The following is a 13,612-nucleotide window of genomic DNA, read 5'->3' as shown; positions in this document are numbered from 1 at the left end:
CAACATTATTCCCCTCCATTTAACAGAATGGTTAATTTGGTTATGAATGCTATTAACTTTTAATAATAATGAAACATTAATGTTCCTCTTGAAATCTTTAGTCCATATTAAGTTAGCGTGTACCTATTCATAATCCATGAATTGAGGGGGATCGTTTAACACATCTTCATTCTTATAGATATTGATGGTGCGAAAGCTGATTAGTTTTTTCCTAATCTTCAGGTTCGATTCAGTAAGTAAAAAAATAAGTGATTCACATGGAATCACTTACTTTTTTTGTGCAATATTTATGCTACAGTAGGTTTCATTTCTTTCGGTAAGTTTTTCTTTTTATTGAAGAAATTCTTAACATAAGGGACTGCGAATCTGTCAACTCCGTAGAAGTAACCTGCTGCTCCAGTGAATAATAGGATGATTGCTGCAGTATAAAGAACTGGGTTAACGCCTACTGTTCCTGCCATTAAGAAGTTAAGATTCATGAACGCACCCGCAAGTAATGCTGGAATAGTTGCTGCTCCTATGATTAAACCTAAGCCAACTAGGAACTCTCCCCATGGGATAAGAATGTTGAATAATTCTATATTGGGTAGTGCAATTCCTTCAAGGAATGCTGCGTACCAGCCTTGAACTGCAGGATGATCTCCACCAGCTTTTGCAATTGCGCCTTGTATGAAGATACCTGCATCAAATCCACCAGTAATTTTATGAAATCCTGCTTCAATCCATTGAATACCTAACCATATTCTTAATACGGTCCATACTATCGCCATTTTCGGCCCTTTTAAAAAGTTCATCATGAGAAATCTCCCCTTTAATTTTAGTTTGTGAAACTTTTCACAAGATGTATTAAAAAAATATTTGTATTAAGCTGTCAGCTTGGGGTGAAAGTTTGTGAAGTTTTTCACTTACTTTCTACACTCTTAATATACAACGTTTTTATTTAAAGTACAATAGACTTCACAGATATGTCATAACTATAATTATTGTAAAGGTATTAACAGTGTTAATAATTAATTTGAGGATGCTCCAGACTACTTATTCTAATAAATCCCTGACACCGTCATTAAGATCTATGTTCCAAAATAATGATGGCGATGTGGAAGTTACGTTTAAATTGGAGTCATTTGTTTGTTTTGTGAAGAAGAATTGTTAAGTGCATACGAATTAGCAGACCAAATCGCAATACTGATTTGGTCTATTTTGTTTGCTATTGTCATCTTAGCGGACATCAGGGCAGTTATTTGGCCGAAAATGGGGTAATTCCGTTTCTTTGCGGACATTGGTTCCACTTTTTTGTAAAAAAGGAATGATTTTCTTGTGTTATTTCGTGAATAACGTACGAGTGTCCGCTTAGCCCTTAAATTAGGGTTATTTAATGGAAATAACGGATTTCATGTCCGCTTAATTTCTTAGAGTCAGGATGGATAAAAGAATTTAATTAAAAGTTGGCATAAAATTTGCATTTACTACTTATATAAGAACGAAACTATATTTTTCTAGGAGGAATTAAATCATGATAAAAGATATGAATAGTATTCAGGAATTAATGGACTTAGATAAGAAACATTTTCTGCATCCGACCTCTCCTATAAAGCAGCAGCAAGATCAGGGGCCATCGTTTATTTTTACTGAAGGGAAAGGGGTTTACCTTCAAGACATGGCGGGGAACACGGTCATTGATGGGATGTCTTCTCTATGGAATGTGAATGTTGGGCATGGGAGAGAGGAATTAGGGAAAGTGGCGATGGAGCAAATGTCCAAGCTAGCGTTTTCCTCATGCTTTGCCACTTTTAGCAATGAGCCCGCTATTCGTTTGGCTGCGAAGCTCGCCCAAATTGCACCTGGGGATTTAAGTGCCGCATTCTTTACTTCCGGAGGTTCGGAGGCGAATGATACAGCTTATAAATTGGCGCGCCATTATTGGATTTTAAAAGGGCAGCCGAATCGTAAAAAGATAATTTCTCGAACGAAGTCCTATCACGGGGTAGCGATGGGATCGACAAATGCAACTGGCTTGAAGCCGTTCCGCGATTTTACGAACTCATTTGATCCAGATTTCTGCTATGCAGATCATTTTTCAACTCAAGATTTGCGAGATGTGATTGAAGCGGAAGGGCCAGAGTCAATTGCGGCGTTTATTGCAGAGCCTGTGCAAGGAGCGGGCGGACTGCATGTCGCGCCAGATGACTATTTTAAGGAAGTTAGAAGTATTTGTGATGAATATGGCATTTTATTTATCACAGACGAAGTGATTACAGGATTTGGCCGGACAGGGAAATACTTTGGGATTGAGCATTATGGGGTCGTGCCAGATATGATGTGCTTTGCAAAAGGTGTGACGAGTGGCTACGCCCAATTAGGCGGAGTAATGATATCGGAAAAAATCCACCAAGATTTTACTGAGCTGTCGACAGGGACCTTGTTGCATGGCTATACGTATAGCGGGCATCCAATGGCTTGTGCAGTCGCATTGAAAAATATTGAAATCATTGAAGAGGAAAACCTAATTGAGAATGCAGAAATCATGGGAAGTGAAATGCTAAAAGGGTTTAAATGGATTCAAGGCGAGCGGCAAATTGTCGGCAAGGTCAAAGGTCTTGGATTAATGGGCGGCATCGAAATAGTTAAGGATAAACAGACAAATGAGAAATTTACAGCTCCAGTAGCACCAATGGTTGTAACGGAAGCGGCAAAACGGGGACTCATTTGCAGGTCTGTCGTGTTCGATGGCCAAGACACTGTTGTATTTTCTCCGCCGTTAATCATCAATAAGGAAGAAATGGCAAGAATGCTTGAAATCCTCCATGATGCGATTGCGGCAATTGAAGCGGAGGTTTTAAAGTAATAGAGGTTTTTGGGCGAGTAAAGAAGAATATAAAACTAATAAGAAAAATGATTAAGGAGAGATCTAATTGAAGAAGAAATTATTCATTAATGGGGAGTGGGTCGAGGCAAGTCAATATGTACCACTTAGCTCTCCTTACAGTGGAAAGGTGATAGCCGAGATCCCAGCAGCAACGGTAGAAGAGGTTGAAACAGGATTAGAGGCAGCCTTTAATGCGAGAAAAATAATGGCGGCTATGCCAAGCCATCAACGGGCGCAAATCTTAGAAAAAGTTGTATTTCTATTAGAGAAGAGGGCTGAAGAGGCCGCTGAAATCATTGCTACTGAGGCTGCTAAGCCAATATCTGCTGCAAGGACGGAAGTAGGTCGCACCATCCAGACCTATAAATTTGCTGCTGAAGAAGCGAAGCGAATTCATGGGGAAACGATTCCGCTTGATGCAGCACCGGGCGGGGAAGGAAGACTTGCCTACACAGTGCGTGAACCAATTGGAGTGATTGGCGCGATCACCCCTTTTAATTTTCCGATGAATTTAGTCGCACACAAAGTAGGGCCAGCTATTGCTTCAGGAAATACAGTTGTTTTGAAACCGGCTGGTCAAACACCGTTATCGGCGTTTTTCATTGCTGAGTTATTCCAGGAAGCTGGATTGCCGGCTGGTGCCTTAAATGTTGTTACAGGCAGCGGATCCATCATTGGTGAAAAGCTTGTGAAGGATGATCGTGTTCAAAAAATTTCTTTTACAGGAAGTCCTGCGGTAGGGATTGGAATCCGGAATAAAGCTGGGCTAAAGCGTGTTACGCTGGAATTAGGTTCGAATGCGGCAGTCATTATTGATAAAGGGATTGATATTGATAAAATTATTTCACGTTGTGTAGCAGGTGCATTCGGCTTTCAAGGCCAGGTTTGCATCTCATTGCAGCGGGTTTATGTTCATGAAGACTTATATGAGGCTTTCGTTGAAAAATTTGTCGCAGCAACGAAGCAGCTGAATATCGGTGACCCGCTTGATCCGGCGACAGATGTTTCCGCCTTAATTACAGCAAAAGATGTGCAGCGGACACTTGATTGGCTGGAGGAGGCGAAACAGCAGGAAGCGAAGGTGGTTGTAGGAGGGACATCTGAGGGGAATATATTATTGCCGACCGTTCTATTAGATGCCGATCCTTCTCTAAAGATATCCTGTCAGGAAGTATTTGCGCCAATTGTGCTGATAAATAAAGTGAAATCTGTTGATGAGGCGATTGAGCTTGTAAATGATTCTCGATATGGGCTTCAAGCTGGAATCTATACAGACAATGTCCATACCGCCTTAACCGCAGCACAGCAGCTGCATGTTGGAGGAGTTATGATCAATGATATCCCAACTTTCCGTGTGGATCATATGCCATACGGCGGGGTTAAAGAAAGCGGAGTCGGCCGGGAAGGTATAAAATATGCAATCGAAGAAATGACGGAACAGAAACTAGTCGTTTTTAATAGAAATTAAGAAAAAGGACTGCAAATCTTTTTGATAAAAGATGATGCAGTCCTTTTTGTTTAGATAAATGAGTTTTCTAGATTTTATCGGTAGGAAAGAGAAAATATCGGCAGCCTTCGCAAATATTAAGGTCACTTTCGCAAATAAGTCTGCCAGTTAAGGAATATATCCGCGACTTTCGAAAGATATCCGCCAGTTTTCGAATATATCCGCGACTTTCGGTTGATATCCGCCAGTTTTCGAATATATCCGCGACCTTCAATTGGATACCCGCAAGTTTTCGGATATATCGCCAGCTCCCAATCACTAATCTCTATTCGAAAATTGGCTTAACACAATCTTTCAATATCGCAAAACAATGTTTCAATTTTGAAAGATTTAACTGCGCTTTTCATGACCTTCAAACAAATAATCAGAAAAATAGATAAATATTATCTTGGCATGGAATTTGCAATATTAGTAGATAAATACTTTCAGTGAGGTGAAGTCCATTGACCCGTTATGAATATGGCGGTGATGAGTTTATTTTTGTGGAATTATCTGAAGCGATGAGTTTGGAAACAAATTTTCAGGCCATGGCGATTACAAAGACGTTGAGAGAGGAAAAGCTGCCAGGAATTCTAGATATTTGTCCTTCCAATGCATCTTATATGATTCGTTTTAATCCTGATATCATTCACCCTGATAAATTAATTTCAAAATTGAAAGAACTAGAACAGAATGTTTCATTAGAAAACTTTGAAATTACAGCTCGTGCAGTTGATGTTCCGATCTTATTCGAAGACCCTTGGACACATGAGGCGTTAATGCGTTTCAGGGACCGGCATCAGGATCCGACAGCAACAGACCTCGAATATGTAGCCCGCACAAATGGTTTTCAATCTAAAGAAGAACTCATTAAATCGATTACCGATAGCCCGTATCTTGTTTCGATGATTGGGTTTGTTCCGGGATTGCCATGGTGCTATCAAATGGTGCCTCGAGAACAGCAAATCGAAGCACCTAAATATGTTCGCCCTAGAACGTATACACCAGAGAGAGCATTTGGATTTGGCGGAGCCTTTGCCGTTATATACCCTGTACAAGGAGCGGGTGGATACCAGCTATTTGGGACGGCTGCGGCACCAATTTATGAAAAAGAACAGCGATTGCATGATTTTAAAGATTCTATGACCTTCCCTAGACAGGGGGATGTTTTCAGATATCGAAGCATTACGATGGAGGAATACGAGGACATTCGAAAAGAAGTGGAAAGTGGGGATTTCCGCTATTTAACAAAGGAAATTACGTTTAAGCCTCAAGAGGTACTCGAAAATCCGAAAGCATTTTCAGATTCCGTGTTAAGGAGGTTGTATGCATGATTAAAGTAATTAACCCTGGGCTTCAAACGACTGTTCAAGATTCTGGCAGAATTGGCCATTATGAAGTGGGAATGCCTCCATCAGGGGCCATGGATAAATACTCTTACTTTGCGAGCAATTTACTTGTTGGAAACAAGGAAAATGCCGCTGTTCTTGAAATCACTTATATGGGGCCAGTCTTAGAATTTCAGCAGAATGCAACCGTTGCCATTACGGGCGGTGAGATGCCGCCGAAAATCAATGGTGAGCCTGTTTCGATGTGGGAAACGCTTGAAGTGAAGGCTGGAGATGTGCTTTCATTCGATTTTATTAAACAAGGTGCACGTGTGTATTTAGCTGTAGCTGGAGGAATTGATGTGCCTCTGATCATGGAATCACGCTCTACCTATACACTGTGTGGCATAGGTGGCTTTGAGGGGCGGGCTCTTCAAGCAGGTGATGAATTAACGATTGGCAGCGATAACGAAACAGAAATCGCTACCGGAACCCGTATTAGTGATGAACTGATCCCTGCTTTTTCTAAAACAAATGACGTCCGTGTTGTTTTAGGATTATGCAGTTATCGATTAACAGAGGAAAGTAAAGAAAGGTTTTTCTCAATAGAATGGACAGTAACACCGGAAGCGAACCGTGTTGGCTATCGATTTAAAGGGGAGCGCTTAAATTTCGTTGAACGTGAACAGCCATTTGGAGCTGGAAGCAATCCATCGAATGTTGTTGATTTAGGCTATCCGATTGGATCCATTCAGGTGCCTGATGGGGTAGAGCCGATCGCTCTCTTAAACGATGCCGTGACAGGTGGAGGATACGCAACGATTTGTACCATTATTAGTACAGATTTAAATAAAATGGCCCAAATCAAAACAAATGAAAAAGTTCGGTTTGTGGCTGTTGATATCCACGAAGCACTTGAGATCCGCAAAGATTATCAGGATAAAATCAATCAAATGAAGCAGCAAGTATTAGCTCAAGTAGGAGGGTTAAAAAATGGCTGAACAAAAAACAGTACTAACACCAATCCCAGGAGTTTTCTATCGTAAACCAGCTCCAGATAAGGATGTGTATATAAAAGAAGGAGCCCCTGTAAAAGTGGGCGATGTGATCGGCCTTGTGGAAGTCATGAAAAACTTTTATGAAATAAAAGCAGAGAATGAGGGAGTTCTAGCACAATTCTTTGTTGAGGACGAGGACCTTCTCGATGCAGGCCAGGAAATAGCAGTCATCATTGAACAGTAAATTTTTTCTGAAGAGGAGGGAAAAAGCGGATGGCTTATTTTAAAAAGGTGCTGATTGCAAACAGAGGGGAAATTGCGAGGAGAATTATTCGCACCTGTAAGAGGCTTGGCATCGATACAGTTGCAGTCTATTCCGAGGCTGATGCAGAGGCGCCTCATGTTAGTGAGGCTACTGAGGCTGTTTGCATCGGTCCAGCCCAAGCGAAAAAAAGCTATCTTAATGTAGAAAAAGTTATTCAGGTAGCAAAAGAAACGAAAGCGGATGCAATTCATCCAGGCTATGGATTTTTATCGGAAAATCCGGAATTTGTTCGCCGCTGTGAGGAGGAAAATATTGTTTTTATCGGTCCTTCCGCAGAAACGATTCGCCTTATGGGGAGCAAGCTTGAAGCACGAATTCAAATGCAAAAAGCAGGCGTAAGCGTTGTGCCGGGCACGGATAAGAGCATTGATTCTATAAAGGAAGCCATTCAGATTGCAGACGATCTTGGCTATCCGCTTATGTTAAAAGCGAGTGCGGGCGGCGGCGGTATCGGGATGCAGCTCGTGCATAATGAAGACGAGTTACAAAAGGTGTTTGATTCGACAAAGCAGAAAGCAAATTCATTTTTTAATGATGGCACCGTCTTTTTAGAGAAGTGGATTTCAAAGCCTCGTCATATTGAGGTGCAAATTGTTGCAGATGCTTTTGGAAATGTTCTGCATTTATTTGAAAGAGAATGTTCCGTCCAACGACGAAACCAAAAGGTAATAGAGGAAAGTCCTTCACCGTTTTTAGATGAAGCCCTTAGAAAAGAGCTGTTGGAAGCGGCCATACGTGGTGTAAAGCAAATCGATTATACAAATGTCGGCACAATGGAGTTTATTTTTGACGAAAATAAAAACTTCTATTTCCTTGAAATGAATACCCGTTTGCAGGTCGAACATCCGGTTACAGAGGAAATTACAGGATTGGATTTAGTTGAGCTTCAGCTGAAGATTGCTGCTAAAGAGAGATTATCTTATACACAGGATGAGATCGCGAAAACAGGTCATGCGATTGAATGCAGGCTTTATGCGGAGGATCCGTTCACTTTCTTCCCAAGCCCTGGGGTTATTTCGAGTATGGAACTGCCAGAGGACAATGTGAGGTATGATTTCGGTTTCATTAACGGAAGTACGGTTACCCCTTTTTATGATCCGATGCTTGGAAAAATCATCGTTCACGGCTCATCACGTGATGAGGCGATTAGCAAAATGCAAAAGGTGCTTGAAGAAATGGATATTCAGGGAGTAAAAACAAATCTGCTTCTCCTCCAAAAGGTAATGAAAAACGGCCAATTTATGAATGGAGACTATACGACTCAATTCCTATCAGAAAATTTAGGTCAATTAGTTGAGAGGTGATCCAATGTATAAAGTAGATTTGAACTGTGATATGGGGGAAAGCTTTGGCCTTTATGAATTAGGCAATGATGAAGAAATGATGCAGTATATTACCTCTGCCAACATCGCATGCGGCTTTCATGCTGGAGATCCACATGTAATGAGGAAGACGATAGAGCTGGCGAAGAAATATGATGTTGGCATTGGAGCGCATCCAGGATTCCCTGATTTATTGGGCTTTGGCCGACGCTACATGACTTGTACACCATCAGAAATTAAAGATTATGTCATGTACCAGGTTGGGGCTTTAAGAGAATTCTGTGCTGCAGCAAAAGTGAATATCCAACATTGTAAACCGCATGGAGCTTTATTTATGAAAGCGGCGGAGGATAAGGCATTAGCGCGTGCCATTTTAGAGACGCTTCACGATATCGATCCGGAAATGATTATTTTCGCTCTTAATCAGTCCGAATTGTTTGAGGAAGCAATTAAAATGGGCGTTCCTGTTGCGAAAGAAGCTTATTCGGATCGTGAGCATACTGAAAGCGGTTCGATTGTTTTGACGAGGAAAGGGTCGGCAATCACCGATTATGAGGCCATGGCGCAACGGGTTGTCCGAATGGTGAAAGAGGAACGGGTTATCACTCATGATGATAAGGATACTCCGATTAAAGCTGAAACCATTTGCATTCACGGAGATACACCGGGTGCTCCTATTTTAGCCAAGAAAATTGTTGAGGCCTTAAAAGCGAGCGGAGTGGAGATTGTTCCGATTAGGAAAATAATTTAAATAAGTGGTCATCGCTCCCTTCCTATATAGGAAGGGATAAGGCTGTGATAGGCAAGGTTTTAAACGGAATTATTCGAATTTTAAAAATAAACATCAAGATGTCAAAACTGTTATAAGGAGAGGTCGCTTTGAAAATTGAGCATACATATACTTTCAAGGGTATCCCAAGAGAAGTGCTATGGCGAACGATACAAGATAAGGAGGTGTTGAAAAGGTCGTTACCAGGATGTAAGTCATTTGTTGAGGTGGAGGACAATGTTTTTGAGTCTGAGCTAGGCATTAGTATTGGTCCTGTAAAGGGAGTTTTTACAGGGGATGTCCGGCAGGTTGATCAAAAGGAGCCTGAATTTTACCGTCTGCTTGTTACCGGGAAGGGCAAGCCAGGTGAAATTGATGCGGATGCTGAAATGGCTTTGATTGAAACAGAAGAAGGAACTGTACTTGAATGTAAGGCAGATGTGAAATTGACAGGTATTCTCGCTTCGGTTGGCCAGAGAGTCATGAGTGGAGTAGCGAAGGTCGTCATTGGTCAATTTTTTAAAGATATAGATAAAGAGGCGAAACAGCTCGTCTAACGTAACTTTATTATTACTGAAGCGAGCCAAGGTTAATGTAATTAAAGGTACAAATTGGGAGGTGCAGTGGATGGCAATCGAAAATGTAAATGTAAAGGTGAAAATCAACGGAAAAGAAAAATGCGCGGATGTAGAGCCGCGAACGCTGCTTGTTCACTATATTCGTGATGATCTTGGTTTAACTGGGACACATATTGGCTGTGATACGAGTCAGTGTGGCGCATGTTCGGTTATGGTGGATGGAGAAGTAGTGAAATCATGTACGATGTTGGCTGTTCAAGCGGATGGATCCGAAATTACAACGGTAGAAGGTCTTGGGCAAGTAGGTAATTTACATCCAATCCAGCAAAGCTTTTGGGAAAAGCATGGACTGCAATGCGGCTATTGTACACCAGGGGTTATGATTGCAGCGGTTGGTTTGCTGAAGCAAAATCCAAATCCAACTGATGAGGAAATTCGCGAAGGCCTTGAAGGGGTTATTTGCCGCTGTACTGGCTATCAATTTATTGTTGAGGCAGTCAAGCATGCAGCACAGCTAATGAGAGAATCGGAAGTTCAATTAGTAGGAGAGGAGCGCTCATAATGACAAAGGTTGTTGGTGCTCGGCTGAAGAGGAAAGAAGATCCTAAGCTGATTACAGGTAATGGTAGTTTTTCAGATGACATTGTACTCCCAGGAATGCTGCATGCCGCTATTTTGCGGAGCCCGCATGCACATGCCATGATCAAAAGCATTAATGTGGTGGAAGCATTAAAGGCACCAGGGGTTGTCGCGATTTATACCGGGAAAGATCTTGAAGGCAAAATTGGCCGTATCCCTTCCTCATGGCTAGTCCCGGGATGCGACCTGAAGGAAGCTCCACAATATCCACTAGCGATCGATCGTGTTCGATATGTTGGGGATGGTGTTGCACTGGTCATTGGAGAAGGCCGCTATGCTGTTAGAGATGCTATGTACTTAATTGATGTAGAGTACGAAACTCTTGCTCCTGCTGTAGGGCAGAAGAAATCGATGCAAGACAATGCTCCACTTGTTCATGACGATATTGAAAACAATATTGCGTTCCATTGGAAAGCGGGAGCAGTGCCTGAAGAGGTTTGTGAAAATGCCGAGGTATCTATTAAGCAAAGCTTTTATGTACAGCGGGTAGCGCCGAGTCCGATTGAAACACGTGCAGCTATTGGCCAGTATAATCCAGGAAGCGGTGACTTGACACTTTGGTGCACTTCCCAAAATCCTCATATTCATCGGATGGTTTTAAGCGAAGTGCTTGGAATCTCAGAAGCCAAATTACAAGTAATTGCTCCAGATATGGGGGGCGGATTTGGCGGAAAAATCGGCGTCTATCCTGATGAAGCGCTTGTTGGCTATGCAGCACGGGATTTAGGGCGGCCGGTGAAATGGATTGAGGAAAGAAATGAGCACTTTACCGCCTCTAACTATGGACGTGATGAAGTCCTTGATGTCGAGTTATATGGGAAAAGGGATGGAACGCTAAGTGCCATTCGAGTGAAAAATACCCATAACGTCGGCGCATATTTATCGACAATGGGTCCAGGAGTTTCAACGATTGATTTTGGATTAATGATTACCGGGGCTTATAAAATCCCTCATGCATCATGTGAAACGTTCGGCGTTTATACGAATACAACACCAACTGATGCCTATCGTGGGGCAGGTAAGCCGGAATCGACGTATCAAATTGAGCGTGCAATTGAGTTATTCGCAAAAGAGATCGGGATGGATCCTTTAGAGCTTAGAAGGAAGAATTTTGTCCAAAAAGAAGAGTTTCCTTTTACAAATGCACAAGGTTTAGTATATGACAGCGGGGATTATGAAAAGCCGCTGGTAAAGGCTCTTGAGATTCTTGATTATAATAAGTTCCGGGATGAACAGAAGGAATTACGCAAGCAAGGAAAACTTGTTGGCATTGGGTTCTCCACCTATGTGGAATTATGCGGATTTGGCCCATCTAAGGTCGCAGGCGCTATTGGATTCCAAGGGGGAGTTTGGGAAAATTCAACCGTTCGAGTCCATCCATCTGGAAAGGTGACGGTCTACTCAGGAACCTCTCCACACGGACAAGGCCATGCAACAACCTTTGGGCAAGTAGTATCAGAAAAGCTTGGCATTCCGATGGATGACATTGAACTCGTGTTTAGCGACACAAAGTCAATCTCGATGGGGTGGGGAACATATGGATCCCGTTCAGTAGCCGTAGGGGGCGCTGCAGTTTCCTTTGCGACAGACCGTGTCATTGAAAAGGCAAAGAAAATTGCTGCCCATGAGCTTGAAGCTTCTGTAGAAGACATTACATTTAAAAATGGAATCTTCTCAGTGAATGGCCAACCAGGCTTTGTACGCACATTCCAGGAAATAGCCAAATCAGCCAATATGGCATGGAATTTGCCGGAAGGATTAGAACCATCCTTAGAAGCTCAGGCCTTTTTCGACCCGGAAAACTTTGTGTATCCGTTTGGCACACATATTGCGGTTGTTGAAATTGATAAGGCTACTGGACAAATTGAAATCAAACGATATATAGCAGTTGATGATGTTGGTCGCGTAATCAACCCATTAACAGCAGAAGGCCAAGTGCACGGCGGTATCGCTCAGGGGATTGGCCAGGCACTTTGGGAGGGAGCAGTTTATAACGAAGATGGTCAGCTATTAACCGGTACATTCATGGATTATGTACTGCCAAAAGCTCGCTTTTTCCCTAAGATCGAAACGGCTTTTACAGAAACCTTATCCCCAGTTAACCCACTTGGTGCAAAAGGAATCGGAGAAACAGGAACGACCGCATCAACCCCAGCGATCATGAACGCAGTTATGGATGCGCTAGAGCAATACGGGATAAAAGATATTGAAATGCCGCTTACACCTGAAAAGGTGTGGAGAGCCATTTCAGAAAGTGAGGGCAAGTAAGTTGATACCTTCTAAATTTGATTATGTGCGCGTAAATTCTATTGATGAGGCTATTCAACAGTTACAGCAATGTAACGGTGAAGGAAAGCTGATTGCTGGAGGACATAGCTTAGTTCCACTTTTGAAATTCAGATTATCGGAGCCAGGCGCTCTGATTGATATTAGCCGCATTGCCGAGCTAAAAGGGGTTCAAAAGGATGGAGATCGCATCGTTATTGGTGCACTCACGACCCATTTCCAAGTTGCGAATGATCCAATTGTAAAAGAACATATTCCTGTATTATCTGAAACTGTTCGTCAAATTGGCGATTTGCAGGTGCGCAACCGAGGAACGATTGGCGGAAATATCGCCCATGCAGATCCAGCTGCAGATTTACCGGCCGCCGCTTACGTCCTTGATGCGGAAATTGCTTTTCATGGAGAAGATGGCCCTGAAAAGATGAATATTGATAGCTTTATAGTAGGACCGCTGATAACGATGCTCCCTGAAAATAGTGTGTTAACGAGCGTTTCATTCGCCATTCCGCCTAAGCATACGAAATCAACCTATCTTAAATTTTTCCACCCGGCATCTGGTTATCCTGTCATCGGAGTCGCCGTTGTTGCTGGGGTTGGGGAAAATGATGTTATTGATTATATTAAAATCGCCATTACAGGTGTCGGGGATGTTCCATACCGTGCGACCTCTGTAGAAGATAAGCTTCTAGGCCAAACCTTGTCTGAATCTGTGATTAAAGAAGCTGCACAATTGGCAGCCGATGAAGGGGAAATGGCGAGCGATCTATACACTTCTGAGGAATATAGAAGAAACCTGTGCAAGGTTTATACGGAAAGAGCTTTGCATTCTGTCTTTTATTAAAAGGATATTTTTATAGAAAAAATGTTGTTTTGAAGCAAATAAAAATTGATAGAAATTCGCAGTGGGCTAATGGCGCACGCAATGAAGAAAATCGCCGTTGAACGGGAACCAAAGAGTGCTATTGATGACCGCAATGAAGAAGATCATCGTTGAATGGTAACCAAAGAGTGCTAC

Annotated in this window: 13 protein-coding genes; 12 read left to right on the top strand and 1 reads right to left on the bottom strand. The window is 42.3% G+C overall.

Translation table 11 applies throughout. From position 1 onward, the window contains the following. Positions 1-287: 287 nt before the first annotated feature. Positions 288-794, bottom strand: a complete 507-nt coding sequence (locus tag V7164_RS06625; RefSeq protein WP_335353703.1) for a DoxX family protein — start codon at positions 792-794, stop codon at positions 288-290. A 334-nt stretch (positions 795-1,128) separates the two neighbouring features. Between V7164_RS06625 and V7164_RS06620 the strand changes: the two genes are divergently transcribed. The 12 genes from V7164_RS06620 to V7164_RS06565 all read left to right on the top strand — a co-directional run bounded on the left by V7164_RS06620 (position 1,129) and on the right by V7164_RS06565 (position 13,438). Beyond that, a complete protein-coding gene (locus tag V7164_RS06620; protein ID WP_335353702.1) occupies positions 1,129-1,260 on the top strand; it encodes a hypothetical protein in 132 nt (43 codons plus the stop codon). 253 nt (positions 1,261-1,513) lie between these two features. Next, positions 1,514-2,845: an aminotransferase family protein gene (locus V7164_RS06615; RefSeq protein ID WP_335353701.1), complete on the top strand. Its 1,332-nt coding sequence runs from the start codon at positions 1,514-1,516 to the stop codon at positions 2,843-2,845. A 67-nt stretch (positions 2,846-2,912) separates the two neighbouring features. Further along, positions 2,913-4,334: an aldehyde dehydrogenase family protein gene (locus V7164_RS06610; RefSeq protein WP_335353700.1), complete on the top strand. Its 1,422-nt coding sequence runs from the start codon at positions 2,913-2,915 to the stop codon at positions 4,332-4,334. A 482-nt stretch (positions 4,335-4,816) separates the two neighbouring features. Continuing rightward, complete coding sequence (locus tag V7164_RS06605; protein WP_335353699.1) at positions 4,817-5,686, top strand: 5-oxoprolinase subunit B family protein; 870 nt, start codon at positions 4,817-4,819, stop codon at positions 5,684-5,686. Then, positions 5,683-6,681: a biotin-dependent carboxyltransferase family protein gene (locus V7164_RS06600; RefSeq protein WP_335353698.1), complete on the top strand. Its 999-nt coding sequence runs from the start codon at positions 5,683-5,685 to the stop codon at positions 6,679-6,681. Before V7164_RS06605 ends, V7164_RS06600 begins: the two co-directional genes overlap by 4 nt. Beyond that, the gene (locus V7164_RS06595; RefSeq protein WP_335345921.1) at positions 6,674-6,922 is read left to right on the top strand and encodes an acetyl-CoA carboxylase; all 249 of its coding nucleotides are present in this window, start codon (positions 6,674-6,676) and stop codon (positions 6,920-6,922) included. Before V7164_RS06600 ends, V7164_RS06595 begins: the two co-directional genes overlap by 8 nt. A gap of 29 nt (positions 6,923-6,951) precedes the next feature. Then, the gene (locus V7164_RS06590; RefSeq protein WP_335353697.1) at positions 6,952-8,307 is read left to right on the top strand and encodes an acetyl-CoA carboxylase biotin carboxylase subunit; all 1,356 of its coding nucleotides are present in this window, start codon (positions 6,952-6,954) and stop codon (positions 8,305-8,307) included. Positions 8,308-8,311: 4 nt separating this feature from the next. Further along, positions 8,312-9,076, top strand: a complete 765-nt coding sequence (locus tag V7164_RS06585) for a LamB/YcsF family protein (protein WP_335353696.1) — start codon at positions 8,312-8,314, stop codon at positions 9,074-9,076. 128 nt (positions 9,077-9,204) lie between these two features. Beyond that, the gene (locus V7164_RS06580) at positions 9,205-9,651 is read left to right on the top strand and encodes a CoxG family protein (RefSeq protein ID WP_335353695.1); all 447 of its coding nucleotides are present in this window, start codon (positions 9,205-9,207) and stop codon (positions 9,649-9,651) included. A 70-nt stretch (positions 9,652-9,721) separates the two neighbouring features. Next, entirely contained in the window at positions 9,722-10,234 is a 513-nt protein-coding gene (locus tag V7164_RS06575; protein ID WP_335345917.1) for a (2Fe-2S)-binding protein, read from the top strand. Continuing rightward, positions 10,234-12,579, top strand: coding sequence for a xanthine dehydrogenase family protein molybdopterin-binding subunit (locus V7164_RS06570; protein WP_335353694.1), 2,346 nt, complete (start codon positions 10,234-10,236; stop codon positions 12,577-12,579). Before V7164_RS06575 ends, V7164_RS06570 begins: the two co-directional genes overlap by 1 nt. Before the next feature lies 1 nt (position 12,580). After that, positions 12,581-13,438 (top strand): FAD binding domain-containing protein, encoded by an 858-nt coding sequence (locus V7164_RS06565; protein ID WP_335353693.1) that lies wholly within the window; start codon positions 12,581-12,583, stop codon positions 13,436-13,438. The last annotated feature ends 174 nt before the right edge of the window (positions 13,439-13,612 follow it).

Source organism: Bacillus sp. JJ1474, assembly GCF_036965225.1.
GTDB lineage: Bacteria > Bacillota > Bacilli > Bacillales > Cytobacillaceae > Cytobacillus.
Note: the sequence above shows the minus strand (reverse complement) of the source record. Positions and strands in the feature narration are given on the sequence as shown.